Annotated in this window: 18 protein-coding genes; 3 read left to right on the top strand and 15 right to left on the bottom strand. The window is 63.8% G+C overall.

The genetic code is table 11. The features are described from left to right. Positions 1–166: 166 nt before the first annotated feature. From ACPFMA_RS23530 to ACPFMA_RS23520, 3 genes are read right to left on the bottom strand one after another with little or no spacing between them, the layout of a single operon-like run. Entirely contained in the window at positions 167–532 is a 366-nt protein-coding gene (locus tag ACPFMA_RS23530) for a DNA polymerase III subunit chi (RefSeq protein WP_420058713.1), read from the bottom strand. Positions 533–537: 5 nt separating this feature from the next. After that, positions 538–966 carry a DNA polymerase III subunit chi gene (locus tag ACPFMA_RS23525; RefSeq protein ID WP_064301645.1) on the bottom strand — a complete coding sequence of 143 codons (429 nt, stop codon included), beginning with the start codon at positions 964–966 and terminating at the stop codon, positions 538–540. A gap of 42 nt (positions 967–1,008) precedes the next feature. Continuing rightward, complete coding sequence (locus ACPFMA_RS23520) at positions 1,009–2,502, bottom strand: leucyl aminopeptidase (RefSeq protein WP_064301646.1); 1,494 nt, start codon at positions 2,500–2,502, stop codon at positions 1,009–1,011. 298 nt (positions 2,503–2,800) lie between these two features. Here ACPFMA_RS23520 and lptF point away from each other — a divergent pair, with 298 nt between their 5' ends. After that, the gene (gene lptF / locus ACPFMA_RS23515; protein ID WP_064301647.1) at positions 2,801–3,922 is read left to right on the top strand and encodes an LPS export ABC transporter permease LptF; all 1,122 of its coding nucleotides are present in this window, start codon (positions 2,801–2,803) and stop codon (positions 3,920–3,922) included. Next, the gene (lptG, locus tag ACPFMA_RS23510; protein WP_064301648.1) at positions 3,909–4,970 is read left to right on the top strand and encodes an LPS export ABC transporter permease LptG; all 1,062 of its coding nucleotides are present in this window, start codon (positions 3,909–3,911) and stop codon (positions 4,968–4,970) included. The genes lptF and lptG overlap by 14 nt, the downstream gene beginning before the upstream one ends. A 55-nt stretch (positions 4,971–5,025) precedes the next feature. Here lptG and ACPFMA_RS23505 read toward each other — a convergent pair whose 3' ends face one another. From ACPFMA_RS23505 to arcD (ACPFMA_RS23450), 12 genes are all read right to left on the bottom strand, one after another. Beyond that, positions 5,026–5,514 carry an RDD family protein gene (locus tag ACPFMA_RS23505; RefSeq protein WP_064301649.1) on the bottom strand — a complete coding sequence of 163 codons (489 nt, stop codon included), beginning with the start codon at positions 5,512–5,514 and terminating at the stop codon, positions 5,026–5,028. A 96-nt stretch (positions 5,515–5,610) separates the two neighbouring features. Then, complete coding sequence (locus ACPFMA_RS23500; protein WP_064301650.1) at positions 5,611–5,823, bottom strand: cold-shock protein; 213 nt, start codon at positions 5,821–5,823, stop codon at positions 5,611–5,613. A gap of 357 nt (positions 5,824–6,180) precedes the next feature. After that, positions 6,181–7,305, bottom strand: coding sequence for a glycine cleavage system aminomethyltransferase GcvT (gene gcvT, locus ACPFMA_RS23495; RefSeq protein WP_425928856.1), 1,125 nt, complete (start codon positions 7,303–7,305; stop codon positions 6,181–6,183). Between the two features lie 27 nt (positions 7,306–7,332). Next, positions 7,333–8,709: an L-serine ammonia-lyase gene (locus ACPFMA_RS23490; protein WP_425928855.1), complete on the bottom strand. Its 1,377-nt coding sequence runs from the start codon at positions 8,707–8,709 to the stop codon at positions 7,333–7,335. Positions 8,710–8,841: 132 nt separating this feature from the next. Next, entirely contained in the window at positions 8,842–11,697 is a 2,856-nt protein-coding gene (gcvP, locus tag ACPFMA_RS23485) for an aminomethyl-transferring glycine dehydrogenase (protein ID WP_425928854.1), read from the bottom strand. A gap of 10 nt (positions 11,698–11,707) precedes the next feature. Continuing rightward, a complete protein-coding gene (gene gcvH / locus ACPFMA_RS23480) occupies positions 11,708–12,091 on the bottom strand; it encodes a glycine cleavage system protein GcvH (RefSeq protein WP_425928853.1) in 384 nt (127 codons plus the stop codon). A 288-nt stretch (positions 12,092–12,379) separates the two neighbouring features. Further along, complete coding sequence (locus ACPFMA_RS23475) at positions 12,380–13,888, bottom strand: sigma-54-dependent transcriptional regulator (RefSeq protein ID WP_064301654.1); 1,509 nt, start codon at positions 13,886–13,888, stop codon at positions 12,380–12,382. Positions 13,889–13,983: 95 nt separating this feature from the next. After that, positions 13,984–14,346 carry a DUF5064 family protein gene (locus ACPFMA_RS23470; protein ID WP_009398274.1) on the bottom strand — a complete coding sequence of 121 codons (363 nt, stop codon included), beginning with the start codon at positions 14,344–14,346 and terminating at the stop codon, positions 13,984–13,986. A gap of 57 nt (positions 14,347–14,403) precedes the next feature. After that, complete coding sequence (arcC, locus tag ACPFMA_RS23465) at positions 14,404–15,333, bottom strand: carbamate kinase (protein ID WP_420059431.1); 930 nt, start codon at positions 15,331–15,333, stop codon at positions 14,404–14,406. A 178-nt stretch (positions 15,334–15,511) separates the two neighbouring features. Further along, positions 15,512–16,522, bottom strand: coding sequence for an ornithine carbamoyltransferase (locus tag ACPFMA_RS23460; protein ID WP_009398277.1), 1,011 nt, complete (start codon positions 16,520–16,522; stop codon positions 15,512–15,514). A gap of 67 nt (positions 16,523–16,589) precedes the next feature. After that, entirely contained in the window at positions 16,590–17,846 is a 1,257-nt protein-coding gene (gene arcA / locus ACPFMA_RS23455; protein WP_420059430.1) for an arginine deiminase, read from the bottom strand. A 33-nt stretch (positions 17,847–17,879) separates the two neighbouring features. Next, the gene (gene arcD / locus ACPFMA_RS23450; protein ID WP_009398281.1) at positions 17,880–19,307 is read right to left on the bottom strand and encodes an arginine-ornithine antiporter; all 1,428 of its coding nucleotides are present in this window, start codon (positions 19,305–19,307) and stop codon (positions 17,880–17,882) included. A 414-nt stretch (positions 19,308–19,721) separates the two neighbouring features. Here arcD (ACPFMA_RS23450) and arcD (ACPFMA_RS23445) point away from each other — a divergent pair, with 414 nt between their 5' ends. After that, the gene (gene arcD, locus ACPFMA_RS23445) at positions 19,722–21,149 is read left to right on the top strand and encodes an arginine-ornithine antiporter (RefSeq protein ID WP_009398283.1); all 1,428 of its coding nucleotides are present in this window, start codon (positions 19,722–19,724) and stop codon (positions 21,147–21,149) included. Positions 21,150–21,175: the final 26 nt, after the last annotated feature.

Raw genomic sequence — 21,175 nt, 5'->3', positions numbered from 1 at the left:
TTCGGGAAAGCCGGGAAGTATAACGGAGGCGGGGGGTTGAGGCGATAAGCAGGGCAAGGGCAAAAGCGCGACGCGGACCCTGTGGGAGCGGGTTTACCCGCGATTACGGTAGTGGCCCCACCATCGCAATCGCGGGTGAACCCGCTCCCACAGGGTTTTGTGCAGTTTAGGAAGACTGGTTGAGCAGGCGTTCCAGGCGTGCATCCAGGCGGCGCTTGATCTCGGTCTCGATGTGCGGGGCGAAATCGTCGATCACGTCCTGCATGATCAACTGCGCGGCGGCGCGAAGTTCGGCGTCCAGGTGCAGCAGGGTGTCCTGGCGGCGGGTCTGCGGATCGACTGCTTCCGCCGGGGACGCGGCGGGTGCCGGTCTGGCCGGTTCATCGGCAGGTTCCAGCAGCAAAGGGATCTGTTCTTCCACGGTCTCGGTCAGCAGCGGCGGCTGCAGGGTTTCATCGCCCAGCAGCTGGCGGATCGATTCCAGGTCGTCGAGCAAGTGTGCGGATTGAGGCAGGGGCGGGCGTTTGTCCATCGTCGTCAGAATCGCTGTAAGCGGTGATCTTGCAGAGCATAGCCCTGTTCACGGTAGAAGCGGAAACTCTCTCGGGTGGCCTGGCGGATCGCCGGGTCCTCCACCACAATCTCGGCGATACGGGCGAAGCGGCCGGCGAACGGTGGCACCTTCAGGTCGAGATTGACCAGCAGGTCCTGGTGTTCGCCGGCATTCTCGCCAATACCCAGTGCCACCGCTGCCGCGGCATCTTCCTCGGCGTGGCTGTGGGGCACGAACGCCTCGCCCTTGAAGGCCCAGAGGCGGGCATCCAGCTCATCGCGCTGTGCCGCATCGGCGCAGTGCAGATAGACCCGATGGCCGAGGCGCCAGGCCTTTTCGCACAGCTTGCAGGCGAAGTCCAGGCGCACGGCGGCGGAGGGGCTGGGCAGGATGTAGAAGTCGACTTTGCTCATCGGGCAGTCGCCGGCCTGTCGCGGGACCGGCCGGCCTCCGGATCAGGCATTGGCGCGGTCGAGCAGGTACTGGGTCAGCAGCGGGACCGGGCGGCCAGTGGCGCCCTTGTCCTTGCCGCCGCTGATCCAGGCGGTGCCGGCGATGTCCAGGTGCGCCCAGTCGTAAGCCTTGGCGAAGCGCGAAAGGAAGCAGCCGGCGGTGATGGTGCCGGCCTTCGGCCCGCCGATGTTGGCGATGTCGGCGAACGGGCTGTCCAGTTGTTCCTGGTATTCATCGAACAGCGGCAATTGCCAGGCGCGGTCGTCGGCGCGCTTGCCGGCGTCGAGCAATTGTTCGACCAGCGCTTCGCTGTTGCCCATCAGGCCCGAAGTATGGCTGCCGAGGGCGACGATGCAGGCGCCGGTCAGGGTGGCGATGTCGATCACCGCCTGCGGCTTGAAGCGCTCGGCGTAGGTCAGGGTGTCGCACAGCACCAGGCGGCCTTCGGCGTCGGTGTTGAGGATCTCCACGGTCTGCCCGCTCATGGTGGTGACGATGTCGCCCGGACGGGTCGCGCCGCCACTCGGCATGTTTTCCGCGCACGCCAGCAGGCATACCAGGTTGATCGGCAACTGCAGTTCGAGCACGGCGCGCAGGGTGCCGAAGACACTGGCAGCACCGCACATGTCGAATTTCATCTCGTCCATCCCGGCGCCCGGCTTCAGGCTGATGCCGCCGGTGTCGAAGGTGATGCCCTTGCCCACCAGCACGAACGGCTTGTCGCTCTTCTTCGCGCCCTGGTAGTTCATCACGATCAGGCGGGGCGGCTGGTCGCTGCCCTGGCCGACGGCATAGAAGGCGCCCATGCCGAGGTCCTTGATCTTCTTCTCGTCGAGGACTTCGACCTTGAGGCCCTTGAACGCCTTGCCGAGGTTCTTCGCTTCTTCGGCGAGGAAGGTTGGATGGCACAGGTTCGGCGGCAGGTTGCCGAGGTCGCGGGTAAAGCGCATGCCGCTGGTGATGGCCACGGCGTGCTTGACTGCGCGCTCGGTGTCGGCAAGCCCGGCCTTGTCGGCCAGCAGGGTGACTTTCTTCAGGGCGCGGGGTTCGGCTTTCTGGCTTTTGAAACGGTCGAAGACGTATTCGCCGTCGAGCAGGGTTTCGGCCAGCAGGCGGATCTTGCCGTAGTGAGCATCGCGGCCGGCCACGGCGACGTCGTCCAGGGCCAGTACCGCGTCGGCGCCGTTCAGGCCCTTGAGGGCACCGAGGATGGCGTTGGCGATCTTGCGCCAGCTGCGGTCGCCCAGGCTTTCGTCCTTGCCGGTGCCGACCAGCAGCACGCGTTCGGCCTTCAGCCCGGCGATGCCTTGCAGCAGCAGGGTCTGGCCGACCTTGCCGGCGATATCGCCACGCTTGAGCACGGCGCTCAGGGCGCCCTTGGCGGCGTCATCGACGGCCTTGGCGCTGGCGCCCAGTTTGCGGCCTTCGCCGACGGGCAGGACCAGGGTGGCGGTTTTCAAGGATGCTGCGGCTACACTTTTTACAACCAATTCCATGTCAGGGTCCCCGAATGAACTGTCAGCGCGCTGCCTGTCGTATAAACCACAGCGAGCGCTCGAAGTGACCTGGCCGGCGTGAGGGGCCAGACGCAAAGCCGCCAGTTTGAGCCCGGTGCGGCGCCCATGACAACCCCGTTTTCGAGCATTGCACGGAGCGAAGTGACAGGCAGGGGCAATCACAGGATAATGCGCCCACTTCGAAGTCCGGGTGCATTGACGCACCGGCAACTATCTTGTTGGTTGCAACGTTTTCCTTGTTTGGCTGTCCGAGCCTGACAACCCAGGAGTGGCTGGTTTGATCGTCTTCCGTTATCTGTCCCGCGAGGTCCTGGTGACCTTGAGTGCCGTCAGCGCCGTGCTGCTGGTCATCATCATGAGCGGGCGCTTCATCAAGTACCTGGCCCAGGCCGCACAGGGCATGCTCGATCCGGGCGTGCTGTTCCTCATCATGGGCTATCGCCTGCCGGGCTTCCTGCAGTTGATCCTGCCGCTGGGCCTGTTCCTTGGCATCCTGCTGGCCTATGGGCGCCTGTACCTGGAAAGCGAAATGACCGTGCTTTCCGCCACCGGCATGAGCCAGCAACGCCTGCTGTGCATGACCCTTGCACCGGCCGCGCTGGTGGCGCTGATCGTCGCCTGGCTGAGCCTGAGCCTGGCGCCGCAGGGCGTCGCGCGCGTTGCGCAGATCATCAACCAGCAGGATGCCCTGACCGAGTTCGACACCCTGGTGCCGGGCCGTTTCCAGACCCTGCGTGATGGCACCCGGGTGACCTACACCGAGCAACTCTCGGACGACCGCGCCAACCTGGCCGGCGTGTTCATTTCCGAGAAGCGTTTCTCCAGCGACAAGAGCAAGGACCGCGGCATCAGCGTGCTGGTCGCCGAAAAAGGGCGCCAGGAAGTCCAGGCCGACGGCAATCGCTACCTGATCCTGGAAAACGGCTATCGCTACGACGGAAATCCGGGCCAGGCCGACTACCGGGCGATCAAGTACGACACCTATGGCGTACTGCTGCCCAAGCCGGAAGTCAGCCAGGACATCACCGAACGCGAGGCGATCCCCACCTCCGAGCTGTTCAAGAGCGATGCCCCGCGCGAGCGCGCAGAGCTGGAGTGGCGCCTGTCGCTGCCCCTGCTGGTGTTCATCGTGACCCTTATGGCGGTGCCGCTGTCGCGGGTCAATCCGCGTCAGGGCCGTTTCCTCAAGCTGCTGCCGGCGATTCTCCTGTATATGGCCTACCTGACCGTCCTGATTGCCGCCCGCGGCGCCCTGGAGAAGGGCAAGATCCCGCTTTCCGTGGGCCTGTGGCCGGTCCACCTGCTGTTCCTGCTGATCGGTCTCGGCCTGATGTACTGGGAGCCGCTGCGCCTGAAGATGCGTGCCCGTGCTGCGGAGGTGCCTCATGCGCAAGCTTGACGGCTACATCGGCAGCAGCGTGTTCCTGGCGATTCTCGCCGTGCTCGGGATCATCCTGGCCCTCGCCTCGCTGTTCGCCTTCATCGACGAGATGGGCGATATCAGCGACACCTATACCCTCTGGAACGCGGGCCAGTTCGTCCTGCTGACCGCGCCGCGGCGTCTCTACGACATGCTGCCGATGGCCGGCCTGATCGGGTGCCTGATCGGCCTCGGCAGCCTGGCCAGCAACAGCGAGCTGACTGTCATGCGTGCTGCCGGTGTGTCCGTCGGTCGCATCGTCTGGGCGGTAATGAAGCCGATGCTGGTCTTGATGCTGGCCGGTGTCCTGATCGGCGAGTACGTCGCTCCGGTCACCGAGAACAAGGCCCAGGCCGACCGTTCCCTGGCCCAGGGTGGCGGCGAGGCGCAAACCTCCAAGCGTGGCCTGTGGCACCGCCAGGGCGAGGAGTTCGTGCATATCAACACGGTGCAGCCCAACGGCCTGATGCTTGGTGTGACTCGCTACCGCTTCGATGCCGAGCGGCACATGCAGTCGTCGAGCTTTGCCCGGCGTGCCCAGTACCAGCAGGACCACTGGCTGCTCACCGATGTCACCACCACGCTGTTCCGCGGTGATCACACCGAGATCGTGAAAGCTCCGGAAGAGCGCTGGGACGTGGCCTTGACCCCGCAACTGCTGAATACCGTGGTGATGGCCCCGGAGTCGCTGTCGATCACCGGCTTGTGGGATTACATCCACTACCTGTCCGACCAGGGCCTGAACAACGACCGCTACTGGCTGGCGTTCTGGACCAAGGTCCTGCAACCGCTGGTGACCGCCGCGCTGGTACTGATGGCGATCTCCTTCATCTTCGGCCCGTTGCGTTCGGTGACCCTTGGCCAGCGCGTGTTCACCGGTGTGCTGGTGGGCTTCGTGTTCCGCATCGCCCAGGACCTGCTCGGGCCGTCCAGCCAGGTGTTCGGTTTCCCGCCGTTGCTGGCGGTGCTGCTGCCGGCGGTGATCTGCGCGCTGGCGGGGGTGTGGTTGTTGCGTAGGGCGGGTTGATCCGCTTCTTGCAGGCATGAAAAAGCCGACCCTTGGGTCGGCTTTTTGCTGTCTGTCACTTCTTGCGCTTGGGAATCCGCACCAACTGCGTTTCCGAGTAGATGTCATGCCAGCTGCGTTTCTGCTTGTCGAACAGCGCCCAGAAGAAACCCAGGCCAACGCATAGCCAGGAAGCGATCGACACGATGAAGCGCAGCAGTGCCTGCCACAGGCTGATGGCGCTGCCGTCGGCGTTCTGTACGCGCACACCCCATACCTGCATGCCGAGGGTCTGGCCGCCATGGGTCCAGAACTTGGCGAAGAAGCCGAACAGGACGAACAGCAACACCGTGGACAGCAGCGGATCACCATCCAGGGCGCCGGCTTCGGTCATGGCGCGCATGCGGGTTTCGCCGATGATCGACATCTGGATCATCTTGTAGACCAGCGTGGTCACCATCAGCAGGGCGGTGCAGAGCAGGAAGTCGTAGAACATCGCCGCGAAACGACGGCCAAGTCCGGCAGCCGGAAAGTCGCCCTGCGGCTGGAGCAAGGGTTTGGACATGCAATGAGGCTCCTGGCGCAAAAGCCTGCATTCTACGGAATTGCGCGCAAAAAAAAGCCCCTGTCGAAGACAGGGGCTTTCGGGGCGTGCGAAAACTCAGTTTTCAGCGATCACTTCGTCAGCCTGCATGCCTTTCTGGCCTTGCACAGCGACGAAGGTCACTTTCTGGCCTTCTTTCAGGCTCTTGAAGCCGCTGCCCTGAATGGCGCGGAAGTGTACGAACAGATCCGGACCGCTTTCAGGAGTGATGAAACCGAAACCCTTCTCGTCGTTAAACCACTTGACGGTACCGCTCTGACGTGTAGACATGTCTTATTCCCTTTGAAACTTTGAATTGTGATTACAGTTTCTTTCATCGGTTTGTAATGAAAGAACACTGGGCTGGGTTGCAGGAAAGTAAGAGACGTCGAACGGTTTGTAGCGAATCTCAGCCTACTGTTCCAGGTCACTAACCGAGCGACCCACGCAAACACAGTGCATCGACTCTACGCTAACTTCCCCGGGAAAAACAAGCCCTGGAGAGTCGCGGTTCCAGGCTTTTTTAAGCCGTTATCGGCGGCTTTTTTTGCACCCTTTCAGGGCCTTGCCGAGGCTCATGTTCGAAAGTTTGCCGGTGCGTTCGAAATCGAATAATACGAACGCACCATGACACTTTTTGTCCTGGGCTCAGCCTCGGTAGTAACGCTGTGCCACGAACGGCATCCTGCTCACTTTCATCGGCACCCGCTTGCCGCGCACGATGGCCCAGACCTGGCTGTCCAGGGCCGAGCGGGCGCTGTCCAGGTAGCCCATCGCGACCGGTGCGCCCAGGGTCGGGCCGAAGCCGCCGCTGCACACCTGGCCGATCACTTCGCCCGCTTCGTCGACGATCTCGGCGCCTTCGCGCACCGGCGTGCGCTCCTGTGGCAGCAGGCCGACACGCTTGCGTGCCACGCCTTCCTGCTGCTGGGCGAAGACCCGCGCCGCTCCTGGGAAGCCGCCGGCCCTTGTACCGTCGGCGCGACGGGCCTTGGAAACGGCCCAGAGCAGGCTGGCCTCGACCGGGGTGGTCGTGCTGTTCATGTCATGGCCATACAGGCACAGGCCTGCCTCCAGGCGCAGGGAGTCGCGGGCACCGAGGCCGATGGCGGCGACTTCCGGTTCGTCCAGCAGGCGGCGGGCCAGCGTCTCGGCCTGCCCTGCCGGGACGGAGATCTCGTAACCATCCTCACCGGTGTAGCCCGAGCGACTGACATAGCAGTCCTCGCCCAGCAGTTGCACCGGTGCGAACTGCATGAACGTCATCTTCGCCACCTGCGGCGCCAGGCGCTCCAGCACCTTGACCGCCGCCGGGCCTTGCAGGGCGAGCAGGGCGCGCTCCTCGAACAGCGGCTCGATCTCGCACTGGTCGCCGATGTGCTGGCGCAGATGGGCCAGGTCCTGGTCCTTGCAGGCGGCGTTGACCACCAGGAACAGTTCGCCATCACCGAGGTTGGCGACCATCAGGTCGTCGAGGATGCCACCCTGCTCGTTGGTGAACATGGCGTAGCGCTGCATGCCTACGGGTAGGTCGATGATGTCCACCGGCACCAGGCTTTCCAGGGCCTTGGCCGCATTGGCGCCGCGCAGGCGGATCTGGCCCATGTGCGAAACATCGAACAGGCCGGCCTGTTCACGGGTATGCAGGTGTTCCTTCATCACCCCCAGCGGGTACTGCACCGGCATGTCGTAGCCGGCGAACGGCACCATGCGCGCGCCCAGTTCCAGGTGCAGGGCATGCAGCGGGGTTTTCAGCAGTGTTTCGGTGGACATTTGGAACTCCTGGGTTGCAAAGGGATGTCAGCATTCGATGATGTTGACGGCCAGACCGCCGCGGGCGGTCTCCTTGTATTTGCTTTTCATATCCGCGCCGGTCTGGCGCATGGTGCGGATGACCTTGTCGAGGGAGACGAAATGCTGCCCGTCGCCGCGCAAGGCCATGCGCACCGCATTGATGGCCTTCACCGAGCCCATGGCATTGCGCTCGATGCAGGGCACCTGGACCAGGCCGCCGATGGGGTCGCAGGTCAGGCCCAGGTTGTGTTCCATGCCGATTTCCGCGGCGTTCTCCACCTGCTGCACGCTGCCGCCCATGACCTCGCACAGGGCACCTGCGGCCATCGAACAGGCCACGCCGACTTCGCCCTGGCAGCCGACTTCGGCACCGGAGATCGAGGCGTTCTCCTTATAGAGGATGCCGATGGCGGCGGCGGTGAGCAGGAAGCGCACAACGCCGTCTTCATTGGCGCCGGGGATAAAGCGCATGTAGTAATGCAGCACCGCCGGAACGATGCCGGCGGCGCCATTGGTCGGGGCGGTGACCACCCGTCCGCCGAAGGCGTTTTCTTCGTTCACCGCCAGGGCGTACAGGTTGACCCAGTCGAGCACCGACAGGGCATCGCGCAGGCTGGCTTCCGGGCTGGCGCAGAGCTGGCGGTACAACGCTGCGGCACGGCGGCGGACTTTCAGGCCGCCGGGCAGGATGCCTTCGTTGCGGCAGCCGGCACCGACGCAGTCCTGCATCACCTGCCAGATCTTCAGCAGGCCGGCGCGGGTTTCGCTTTCCGGGCGCCAGGCGGCTTCGTTGGCAAGCATCACCTGGCTGATCGACAGGTGCTGCGCGGTGCAATGAGCCAACAGTTCCTTGGCGGTCTTGAACGGGTAGGCCAGCGGGGTCTTGTCCTCGACGATGCGGTTGGCCCCGGCGGCGTCCTCGTCGACCACGAAACCACCGCCCACCGAGTAATACTCGCGGCTGCGGATCTGCAGGCCGGCGCTGTCGAAGGCGCGGAAGATCATACCGTTGGGATGGTAGTCCAGCGGCTTGCGGATCATCGCCAGGTGCTGTTTTTCCTGGAAATCGATGCTGTGCTCGCCGAGCAGGTCGAGACGGCCGCTGTCGCGGATCGCCTGCAGGCGGGCGGGAATGCTGTCGGTATCGACGCTGTCGGGGTGCTCGCCTTCCAGCCCGAGGAGCACGGCCTTGTCGCTGCCGTGGCCCTTGCCGGTGGCGCCGAGCGAACCATACAGCTCGACCTTGACGCTGTGGGTGGCGGCCAACAGGCCATCACGCCGCAGCCCTTCGGCGAAGCGTGCGGCAGCGCGCATCGGGCCGACGGTATGGGAACTGGAGGGGCCGATGCCGATCTTGAACAGGTCGAAGACGCTAAGTGACATGGCAGGTTCCTCCGCGTGAAATTCGGGGCCGCGTTGCGGCCCATCGCCGGCAACGCCGGCTCCCACAGGTATCGGGTGCGCCGCGAACCTTGTGGGAGCCGGCGTTGCCGGCGATGAGGCCCTCAAGCGAACTCAGACCTCTTGGTAACTCTCGATCGACGGGCAAGCGCACACCAGGTTGCGATCACCGAACACGTTGTCGACCCGGCCCACCGGTGGCCAGTACTTGCCTTCCACCAGCGACGGCAGCGGGTACACCGCCTGCTCGCGGCTGTAGCCGTGCGGCCATTCGCCCGCGAGCTCGGCTGCGGTGTGCGGAGCGTTCTTCAGCGGGTTGTCGTCCTTGTCCAGGCTGCCGTTTTCCACCGCACGAATTTCTTCGCGGATGCGGATCATCGCCTCGCAGAAGCGATCCAGTTCTTCCTTGGACTCGCTTTCGGTCGGCTCGATCATCAGGGTGCCGGCGACCGGGAAGGACATGGTCGGGGCGTGGAAGCCGAAGTCGATCAGGCGCTTGGCCACGTCGTCGACGCTGATGCCGCTGCTGTCCTTGAGCGGGCGCAGGTCGAGAATGCATTCATGCGCGACCAGGCCGTTGCTGCCGGTGTACAGCACAGGATAGTGCTCTTCCAGGCGACGGGCGATGTAGTTGGCGTTGAGGATCGCCATCTGCGAGGCACGCTTGAGGCCCGCGCCACCCATCATGCGAATGTACATCCAGGTGATCGGCAGGATGCTGGCGCTGCCGAACGGCGCTGCGCAGACCGCCCCTTGCTTGTTTTCCATCTGCGCATGGCCCGGCAGGAACGGCGCCAGGTGCGACTTGACGCCGATCGGGCCGACGCCCGGGCCGCCACCGCCGTGAGGAATGCAGAAGGTCTTGTGCAGGTTCAGGTGCGAAACGTCGCCACCGAACTTGCCCGGTGCGCAGAGGCCGACCATGGCGTTCATGTTGGCGCCGTCGATGTACACCTGGCCGCCGTTGTCGTGGATGATCGCGCAGATCTCGCCGATGGCCTCTTCGAACACGCCGTGGGTCGACGGGTAGGTGATCATCAGCGCGGCAAGGTGCTCGCGGTGCTCGATGGCCTTGGCCCGCAGGTCGTCGATGTCCACGTTGCCGCGGGCGTCACAGGCGGTCACCACCACGCGCATGCCGGCCATATGGGCGGTGGCCGGGTTGGTGCCGTGGGCCGAGGACGGGATCAGGCAGATGTCGCGGCGGTCGTCGCCACGGCTCTGGTGATAGGCACGGATCGCCAGCAGGCCGGCATATTCGCCCTGGGAGCCGGCGTTCGGCTGCAGCGATACGGCATCGTAGCCGGTGGCGGCGCAGAGCATGGCTTCCAGTTCGGACGTCAGTTGCTGGTAACCCTGGCTCTGCTCGGCAGGGGCGAAGGGGTGCAGACTGCCGAATTCGGCCCAGGTCACCGGGATCATCTCGCTGGCGGCGTTGAGCTTCATGGTGCAGGAGCCCAGCGGGATCATGGTGCGGTCCAGCGCCAGGTCCTTGTCGGCCAGGCGGCGCAGGTAGCGCATCAGCTCGGTTTCGCTGTGGTAGCGGTTGAACACCGGGTGCTCGAGGATCGCCGATTGGCGCAGCAGGGCCTGCGGCAATTGCGCGGCGGTGCTGGCGGCCAGGGCGGCGAAGTCCGGGGCCGCCTTGCCTTGGGCGAACAGCGCCCACAGGGCTTCGACATCGGCCTGGGTACTGGTTTCGTCGAGGGACACACCCACGCGCTCGCCATCGATCTGGCGCAGGTTGAAGCCGGCAGCGCGGGCTTGGGCGTGCAGCTCGGCGGTCGCGGCACCGGTAGCCAGGGTCAGGGTGTCGAAGAAGGCGCTGGTTTCGACGGTCACGCCCAGGACGTTGAGGCCGGCAGCGAGGATCGCGGTCAGTTGGTGGGTGCGTGCGGCAATCTGCTTCAGGCCCTGCGGGCCGTGGTAGACGGCGTACATGCTGGCGATGTTGGCCAGCAGCACCTGGGCGGTGCAGATGTTGCTGGTGGCCTTTTCGCGGCGGATGTGCTGCTCGCGGGTCTGCATGGCCAGGCGCAGGGCGGTCTTGCCGAAGCGGTCGATGGACACGCCGACCAGGCGACCCGGCATGTCGCGCTTGAACGCGTCGCGGGTGGAGAAGTAGGCGGCGTGAGGGCCGCCGAAGCCCAGCGGTACACCGAAGCGCTGGGCGCTGCCGATGGCCACGTCGGCGCCGAACTCGCCCGGCGGGGTCAGCAGGATCAGGGCCAGCAGGTCGGCGGCAACCGCGACCAGGGCGTTGGCGGCGTGGAAGCGCTCGACCAGCTCGCGGTAGTCGAAGACGTCACCGTTGCTCGCCGGGTATTGCAGCACGGCGCCGAAGAAGCGGCTGACGTCGCTCAGTTCGCGCTCGTCGCCGACCACCACTTCGATGCCCAGCGGCTCGGCACGGGTACGCAGCACGTCGAGGGTCTGCGGGTGGCAATGCACCGAGGCGAAGAAGGCGTGGCTGCCCTTGTTCTTGCTCAGGCGCTTGCAGAAGGTCATGGCTTCGGCGACGGCGGTGGCTTCGTCGAGCAGCGAGGCGTTGGCGATCGGCAGGCCGGTGAGGTCGCTGATCAGGGTCTGGAAGTTCAGCAGGGCTTCCAGGCGGCCCTGGGAAATCTCCGGCTGGTACGGGGTGTAGGCGGTGTACCAGGCCGGATTTTCCAGAAGGTTGCGCAGGATCGGCGCCGGCGTATGGCAGTTGTAGTAACCCTGGCCGATCACGCTCTTGACCAATTGGTTCTTGCCGGCGATGGCTTTCAGGGCGGCGAGGGCGTCGGCTTCGCTTTGGCCTTCGCCCATTTCCAGCACGCTGGTGCCCTTGATGCTGTCGGGGATGACCGCGGCGCTCATGGCGTCCAGCGAGTCGAAGCCGAGGGTGGCGAGCATGGCCTGCTCATCGGCCTGGCGCGGACCGATATGGCGGGCGATGAATTCGTTGGCGGTGCCGAGATTGATGGTCATGACGGGTTCCTCAGGCGTCGGTGTTGGCTTTGATCAGGCGGTCGTAGGCGTCCTGGTCGAGCAGTTGCGCGACGGCGCCGGCGTCGGCCGGGATAAAGCGGAAGAACCAGCCGTCGCCCAGCGGGTCTTCGTTGACCAGCTCCGGGCTGTCTTCCAGTTGCCCATTGACCTCGACCACTTCGCCGTCCAACGGCATGTACACGCCGCTGGCGGCTTTCACCGACTCCACCGTGGAGGCTTCGGCGCCCTTGGCGTATTGCTGCAGTTCCGGCAGTTGCACATAGACCACGTCGCCCAGGGCGTTCTGGGCAAAGGCGGTGATGCCCACGGTCACGCTGCCGTCGGCTTCGGCACGCAGCCACTCGTGATCTTCGGTAAAACGCAACTCGCTCATGGAAACTCCTCGAAGGCCGTCGGTGCGGCCGGATGCGGTGATGGCCCGCGGAAAAGGCGCGGCGGGCGGGGTCTGGAATATCCATAGCAAGTTCGCGGCCATGTTCGGCAAAAGCCCGTGAACAAAGGGTTTTCCCGAATTTTCCTGACCGAATTACAGAATGAGTGGAATGAAATCGATACGGCAGAAGGGAGGGATTAAAGCCGAGAAGGATCAAGGCCTTGCCGGCTAGGCATTACAACAGGTCGTAGCGAAATCATTACGGTGTATTGATTTCGCTACGGATGTTCAGTGTTTGGTTGGGATTCCGTACTTGCGCAGCCGGTGGGCAATCGCCGTGTGAGAGGTCTGCAAGCGACTGGCCAATTGGCGGGTCGAGGGATGCTCGGCGTAGAGCTTTTCCAGCAGGTTCTTTTCGAAGTTCTCGACGGCCTGCTCCAGGCTGGTGATTTCGCCGTCCTGCTCGCGGGCTACCGAGGTGCCGGCGATGTCCAGGTCGCCGATGTCCACCAGGCTGTTTTCGCTGATGGCGGCAGCGCGGAAGATCACGTTCTGCAGTTGCCGCACGTTGCCCGGCCAGCGGTTGCCGAGCAGGGCAGGGAAGGTGTCCGGGGCCAGGCGGCAGAGCGGCCGCTGGATCTGGGTACAGGCCTGCTGCATGAAGTAGCGGGCCAGCAGCAGGATGTCCTGGCCGCGCTCACGCAGCGGCGGCACTTCGAGGTTGAGGACGTTGAGGCGGTAGAACAGGTCTTCGCGGAAGCTGCCTTCGGCGACCATCTTTTCCAGGTCGCGGTGGGTGGCGCTGAGGATCCGCACATTGACCTTGACCTCGCGATCGCCGCCGACCCGGCGGAAGCTGCCGTCATTGAGGAAGCGCAGCAGCTTGGCCTGCAGGTAGGGCGACATCTCGCCGATTTCGTCGAGAAACACCGTGCCCTGGTTGGCCAGTTCCATCAGCCCCGGCTTGCCACCGCGCTGCGCGCCGGTGAAGGCGCCGGGGGCGTAGCCGAACAGCTCGCTTTCGGCCAGGTTCTCCGGCAGTGCCGCGCAGTTGAGGGCGAGGAAGGGCGCGGCATGGCGGCTGCTGATGGCATGGCAGGCGCGTGCCACCAGTTCCTTGCCGGTACCGGTCTCGCCGTGGATCAGCAACGGCGCATCGAGGGCCGCCACGCGCAGGGCGCGGCTTTTCAGGGTACGGATCGCCGGGGATTCGCCAAGCAAGGCGTCGAAGCCCTCTGCGTGGTCGTGATGCAAGGCCGACAGGCGTTCGCCGATGCGGTTCGGCGGGTACAGGGTGACCAGCGCACCGGCGTCGGTGATCGGCGTGGCGTCCAGCAGCAGCGTCTGGCCGTTGAGCACCACTTCGCGCATCGGCAGGTGGAAGCCCTGGTCGATCAGGGTGGCGAGCAGTTCCGGCGCATCGAACAGCTCGGCGATGCTGCGTCCCGCCGGCTCCTGCCCGCACAGTGCGACCAGCGCCGGGTTGGCCAGCAGCACGTTGCCGGCGCTGTCCAGGGCCAGCACCGGGTCGCCCATGGCTGCCAGCAGGGCATCGAGCTGCAGATGGCGGCGCTGGCCGGGAAGGATATCCACCACGCGCACCGACTGTACGCCGCGCACGTTGAGCAGGGCGTCGTGCAGTTCTTCGAGGACGAAGGGATTGAGCGTGGGCGCGTCGATATAGACGTTCGGCGGCACCATCTCCACCGCATCCAGGTTGAGGTTGCGCGCGCCCAGCAGGGCGAGCACTTCCTGGGTGATGCCGACGCGGTCGATGAAGCTGACATGGATGCGCATTGGTGGGCGATGGGTTCACGGCTGGCGAAGCGTGCAAGTATGCCTTGCGGCTGCGTGGTGGTCGATTGGCTTGCCAGCGGTGAAGGCTGTGCCGGTTATTCGAAACGCTCGGGCTTGATCGGGTCGCCCGATTTCACCTCCAGCTTGTCGCGGATGTCTTCGAACATCCTGTCGTAGAGGGTGTTGTGCGCCGAGGTGACGATGCCCTTGATCGGCATGTCGTGCTTGCGGGCGATGTCATCGATGACGGCGGCGAAGTTGTACCAGTCGCTCTTGCCGAGGAAGAACGTCTCGTCGGCGGGCTTGTCCTGGATGGTCCCGTGCAGGCGGAACTGGATGCCCTTGCCTGCGGTGGGGTCCTGGACGGTTTCGTAATCGACGCAGAAGTTGTAGCTGTGGTCGTCCTTGTTCAGCGCATGGCGCTCGATATGCAGATGGCCTGGGGTGAACTGTGCCATGAGGGCTCCTTGTACGGTTGAAACAGGCGGGCCCGCCAGCAGGCCCGCCCGGGCGTTTCAACGATAGCTGAGGCCTGGGGAGGCGGTACTGACCCGGGTGCCGGCGGTGCCCTTGACGATATCCTCGATATCACTGAGCGAGCCGATCACCGCGACTTTGCCTGTGTGACGGGCGAAATCGCAAGCTGCCTGGACCTTCGGCCCCATGGACCCGGCGGCGAAACCGAGGCGTTCCAGCTCGTCCGGGTGGGCCTGGGCGATGGCTTTCTGGGTCGGTTTGTTGAAGTCGACATAGGCGGCGTTGACGTCGGTGGCGATCACCAGCAGGTCGGCTTCCAGCTGTTCGGCCAGCAGCGCCGAGCACAGGTCCTTGTCGATCACCGCTTCGATGCCCTGCAGCTTGCCGTCGGCACCATACAGGGTAGGAATGCCGCCACCACCGGCACAGATCACGATACTGCTCTTTTCCAGCAGCCATTTGATCGGGCGGATCTCGAAGATGCGCTTGGGTTTCGGGCTGGCGACCACACGGCGGAACTTGTCGCCGTCGGCGGCAATGGCCCAGCCCTTTTCCTTGGCCAGGCGCTCGGCTTCTTCCTTGGAGTAGACCGGGCCGATGGGTTTGGTCGGGTTTTGGAAGGCCGGGTCATTGGCGTCGACTTCGACCTGGGTGAGCAGGGTGGCGAAGGGCACCTCGAAGTCCAGCAGGTTGCCCAGTTCCTGTTCGATCATGTAGCCGATCATGCCTTCGGTCTCGGCGCCGAGGACGTCCAGCGGGTACGGGGTGACCGAGGTGTAGGCCGCCGCCTGCAACGACAGCAGCCCGACCTGCGGGCCGTTGCCGTGGGCGATGACCAGCTGGTTGCCGGGGTGGATCTTGGCGATCTGTTCGGTAGCGATACGGATATTGGCGCGCTGATTGTCGGCGGTCATGGGCTCGCCACGGCGCAGCAGCGCGTTACCGCCTAGTGCAACAACGATACGCATGGGGAATGTCCTTTGAATCTCGTTGAACGGGAGGCCGCCATCGCTGGCAAGCCAGCTCCCACAGGGGACGGCGTAAACTGGACCTGTGGGAGTTGGCTTACAGCATCAGGCTGGAGGATTGCCTACTCAGTTACGGCGTACACCGGACCTGTGGGAGCTGGCTTGCCAGCGATTTGGGTTACAGATCAGCCAGGGTCGAAACCAGGATCGCCTTGATCGTGTGCATGCGGTTTTCCGCTTGCTCGAAGGCAATGCACGCCGGTGATTCGAAGACGTCGTCGGTCACCTCGATGCCGTTGGCCAGGTGCGGATACTGTTCGGCGATCTGCTTGCCGACCTTGGTTTCCGAGTTGTGGAACGCCGGCAGGCAGTGCATGAACTTGGTGCGCGGGTTGCCGGTGGCCTTCAGCAGTTCGGCGTTGACCTGGTAGGGCAGCAGTTGCTGGATACGTTCGCCCCAGGCTTCCACCGGCTCGCCCATGGACACCCAGACGTCGGTGTGGACGAAGTCCACGCCCTTGACCGCAGCCTTCGGATCCTCGGTAAGGGTGATGCGCGCACCGCTGTCTTCCGCGTATTTCTTGCAGCGCGCAACCAGGTCGTCATGCGGCCACAGGGCCTTCGGTGCGGCGATGCGCACATCCATGCCGAGCTTGGCGCCGATCAGCAGCAGCGAGTTGCCCATGTTGTTGCGCGCATCGCCCAGGTAGGCATAGCTGATCTCGTGCAGCGGCTTGTCGGCGTGCTCGCGCATGGTCAGCACGTCGGCGATCATCTGGGTCGGGTGGTATTCGTCGGTCAGGCCGTTGAACACCGGCACCCCGGCGAACTTCGCCAGTTCTTCCACCACTTCCTGCTTGAAGCCGCGGTACTCGATGGCGTCGTACATGCGCCCGAGCACCCGGGCGGTGTCCTTCATGCTTTCCTTGTGGCCGATCTGCGAGGAGTTCGGGTCGATGTAGGTGACGTTGGCGCCCTGGTCGTAGGCCGCCACCTCGAAGGCGCAGCGGGTGCGGGTCGAGGTCTTTTCGAAGATCAGGGCGATGTTGTTGCCCTTGAGGTGCTGCTGCTCGGTGCCGGTGTACTTGGCGCGCTTGAGGTCGCGGGACAGGTCGAGCAGGTAGCGCAGCTCGCGCTCGGTGTGATGTTCCAGGCTGAGCAGGTTGCGGTTATGAATGTTGAACGCCATTTCGGGACTCCTTGGATTCGGTGATCTGCCCGGCCGCGCCGGGTGGGCGCGGCCGGGGTAGTGGGCGTTAGTAGTCGATTGGGTCGCGCACGATCGGGCAGGTCATGCAGTGGCCGCCGCCACGTCCGCGGCCCAGTTCGCCGGCGCTGATGGTGATGACCTCCACGCCCGCCTTGCGCAGCAGGGTGTTGGTGTAGGTGTTGCGGTCGTAGCCGATGACCACGCCGGGTTCCAGGGCCACCACGTTGTTGCCGTCATCCCATTGCTCGCGTTCGGCGGCGAAGCTGTTGCCGCCGGTTTCCACCACGCGCAGGGCCTTGAGGCCGAGGGACTCGGCAACTACCTCGAGGAACGACTTGTTCTCGCGGCGCACGTCCATGCCGTAGGGCTTGCTGCTGTCCGGACGGATCACGAACGGCACGATCTCCTTCACCACTTCCGGGAAGACCGTGACCAGGTCGCGGTCGCAGAAGCTGAACACGGTGTCCAGGTGCATCGCCGCGCGGGATTTCGGCAGGCCGGCGACCACCACCTTTTCCACAGCGCCCTTGGCGAACAGCGATTGCGCCAGTTGGCCGATGGCCTGGCGCGAGGAGCGCTCGCCCATGCCGATCAGCACCACGCCCTTGCCGATCGGCATGACGTCGCCGCCTTCAAGTGTGGCCTGGCCGTGGTCCTTGTCCGGATCGCCGTACCAAACTTCGAAGTCGGCGTTGGTGAACTCGGGGTGGAATTTGTAGATGGCGCTGGCCAGCAGGGTTTCCTGGCGTCGCGCCGGCCAGTACATCGGGTTCAGGGTCACGCCGCCGTAGATCCAGCAGGTGGTGTCGCGGGTGAACTGGGTGTTCGGCAGGGGTGGCAGCAGGAAGCTGGAGTGGCCCAGGTAGTCGCGATACATCTTGATCACGCTGGCGCCTTCGCTGTCCGGCAGGTCCTCGCCGGCCACGCCGCCGATCAGGAACTCGGCCAGACGGCGCGGCTCAAGGCCTTCGAGCCAGCTGCGCACTTCGTTGGTGAGGCCGACGCCGACGGTGTCGGGGGTGATCTTGCGGTCGAGGATCCACTTCAGGGCTTCGGGATTCTGGATGGTTTCGGTCAGCAGGTTGTGCATTTCCAGGACTTCGACCCCACGCTCGCGCATCTTGGTGACGAAGTCGAAGTGGTCGCGCTTGGCCTGGTTGACCCAGATGACGTCATCGAACAGCAGCTCGTCGCAGTTGCTCGGGGTCAGGCGCTGGTGCGCCAGGCCAGGGGAGCACACCATCACTTTGCGCAGTTTGCCTGCCTCGGAATGAACACCGTACTTGACTTTATCCGTGGACATGATCATTTCCTCCAAAGGTGTGAAATACGGGGGTTACAGCGTAAGGAAGCCGTCATAGAGGCCGTAGGCTGCCACCAGGGCACCAACGACCACGGCGGCGAATATCAACTTCTCCACGTGGGTGAAAACCGGTTGGCCGACCTCGCGCTTGGCCTTGGCGAACAGGATCGCGCCAGGGGCATAGAGCAGGGCGGAGAGCAGCAGGTACTTGACCCCGCCGGCGTACAGCAGCCAGATCGCATAGAGCAGGGCGATACCACCGATGATCAGGTCCTTCTTGCGCTCGGCCAGGGCCTGCTCGTAGGTCTCGCTGCGCCAGGCAAGCAGCACGGCGTAGGCCGCCGACCACAGGTAAGGCACCAGGATCATCGAGGTGGCGAGGTAGATCAGCGACAGGTAGGTACTGGCCGAGAACAGGGTGATGATCAGGAAGATCTGCACCATGGCGTTGGTCAGCCACAGGGCATTGGCCGGCACATGGTTGGCGTTCTCGCGGCGCAGGAACTCCGGCATGGTGTGGTCCTTGGCGGCGGCGAACATGATCTCCGCGCACAGCAGCACCCACGACAGCAGGGCCCCCAGCAGCGAGATGATCAGGCCGACGCTGATCAGCACCGCGCCCCAGTGGCCGACCACGTGCTCGAGCACGGCCGCCATCGACGGATTCTGCAGCTTGGCCAGTTCAGGCTGGGTCATGATGCCCAGCGACAGCACGTTGACCAGGACCAGGAACAGCAGCACGGTGATGAAGCCGATGACCGTGGCCTTGCCCACGTCCGAGCGTTTTTCCGCGCGGGCCGAGAAGATGCTCGCGCCCTCGATGCCGATGAACACCCAGACGGTGACCAGCATCATGTTGCGCACCTGGTTCATCACGCTGCCCAGGTCCGGGTTCATGGTTCCCCAGATGTCGGCGGTGAAGATATCCAGCTTGAAGGCGAACAGCGCGATCAGCACGAACAGGGCCAGCGGCACCACCTTGGCCACGGTGGTGACCAGGTTGATGAAGGCCGCTTCCTTGATCCCGCGCAGCACCAGGAAGTGCACGGCCCACAGCAGCACCGAGGCGCCGATGACCGCCGCCGGGGTGTTGCCCTCGCCGAAGATCGGGAAGAAATAGCCGAGGGTGCTGAACAGCAGGACGAAGTAGCCGACGTTGCCCAGCCAGGCACTGATCCAGTAGCCCCAGGCCGACGAGAAGCCCATGTAATCGCCGAAACCGGCCTTGGCGTAGGCATACACCCCGCCATCCAGATCGGGTTTGCGGTTGGCCAGGGTCTGGAAGACGAAGGCCAGGGTGAGCATGCCGACGGCGGTGATCGCCCAGCCGATCAGTACCGCGCCGACATCGGCGCTGGCCGCCATGTTTTGCGGCAGGGAAAAGATCCCGCCACCAATCATCGAACCCACCACAAGTGCGACGAGCGCACCGAGTCGAAGTTTTCCGGAAGCCTCTGACATGCTTGAGCTCCATTTCAGAAAAGAGAGACTTTCAAGGTAATGCGGATGGAATTACAGGAAGCTGATACAGGTCAGTTCATTGCGACATTCCATTGTTGACAAATGACTGGAAGAGCCTTCGAAAGATCAGCAGTTTGCTGCGCAGGCCTTGTGATACGGCGCTTTCAGAGAAGGGGTGGGTTCTCGAAAGTGCCAGAGAACTTTGAAGCTAGTCCGTTTCCCGGCTTTCGCAAATTTTTCACGAAAAAAAGGCGGTTAGACTTGTCGAAGCGGAATTAGTGCACAAAACTCTGACCGAAGCGTGTCGTTATTAGAGTCCTTTGTTATTAAATATAAAGGCTTATAACCTGCGATTTTTACAAGATGATGATCAGGTTCATTGACTGAAAAATAGGGAATAAAAAGGGGAATTTCATGTCCGAGCCTGGCCAGAAACTGCGCCTTGGAGCGTTGATCGCGTTGGTGGTGGGTTCGATGATCGGCGGTGGCATCTTTTCCCTGCCGCAGAACATGGCTGCCCGTGCCGACGTAGGTGCAGTACTGATTGGTTGGGGTATCACTGCGATCGGCATGCTGGCCCTGGCCTTCGTTTTCCAGAGCCTGGCCAATCGCAAGCCACAGCTGGATTCCGGGGTCTATGCCTACGCCAAGGCCGGCTTCGGCGAGTACATGGGCTTTTCCTCCGCCTGGGGCTACTGGATCAGCGCCTGGCTGGGTAATGTCGGTTACTTCGTCCTGTTGTTCAGTACCCTGGGCCTGTACTTCCCGGCGTTCGGCGAAGGCAACACGCCGTTGGCCATCGGCTGTGCCTCGCTGCTGCTGTGGGCGGTGCATTTCCTGGTGCTACGCGGGATCAAGGAGGCCGCGTTCATCAACCAGATCACCACGGTGGCCAAGGTGGTGCCGCTGATCCTGTTCATCGTGATTGCCGCGGCGGCGTTTCGCATGGACATCTTCACCCGGGATATCTGGGGCCTGGCCAACCCGAGTTTTGGCAACGTGCTCGACCAGGTGCGCAACATGATGCTGGTGACAGTGTTCGTGTTCATCGGTATCGAAGGGGCAAGCATCTATTCCGGGCGGGCGCAAAAGCGCTCGGATGTCGGCAAGGCCACGGTGATCGGTTTTCTCGGTGTGCTGGCCCTGCTGGTGCTGGTCAACGTGCTGTCGCTGGGGGTGATGACCCAGCCGGAACTGGCGGCGCTGCACAATCCGTCGCTGGCGTCGGTACTGGAGCATATCGTCGGGCCCTGGGGCGCCTTGCTGATCAGCATCGGGCTGGCGGTTTCGCTGCTCGGCGCCTTGCTCTCCTGGGCCTTGCTCTGCGCCGAGATTCTCTATGCCACGGCGCGGGACAAGACCATGCCGCGGTTTCTCGCCTTCGAAAATGCCAACCATGTGCCGTCCAACGCGCTGTGGCTGACCAACAGCATGATCCAGGTTTTCCTGCTGATCACGCTGGTCTCGGCGGGGACCTACACCAGCCTGATCTACCTGGCGTCGTCGATGATCCTGGTGCCCTACCTATGGTCGGCGGCCTATGCGGTGCTGCTGGCGTTGCGCGGGGAGACCTATGAAGGCTTTGCCGGAACGCGGCGCAAGGACCTGTGCGTCGGGCTGGTGGCGTTGCTGTATGCGGTGTGGTTGTTGTACGCGGGCGGGTTGAAATACCTGCTGCTTTCGGCGCTGCTCTATGCGCCGGGGGTGATCCTGTTCGCAAGGGCGAAGCGTGAGCAGGGTAAGCCGTTGTTTACCGGCTGGGAGAAGCTGATTTTCGCGGCGGTGGTGGCAGGTGCCGGCCTGGCAGCCTTCAGTCTCTACACCGGTGTCCTGACCTTGTAGAGAACTCTGTGGGAGCGGGTTCACCC

It is taken from the genome of Pseudomonas sp. NyZ201, assembly GCF_049860765.1.
Taxonomy (GTDB): Bacteria; Pseudomonadota; Gammaproteobacteria; order Pseudomonadales; family Pseudomonadaceae; genus Aquipseudomonas; species Aquipseudomonas bharatica.
Note: the sequence above shows the minus strand (reverse complement) of the source record. Positions and strands in the feature narration are given on the sequence as shown.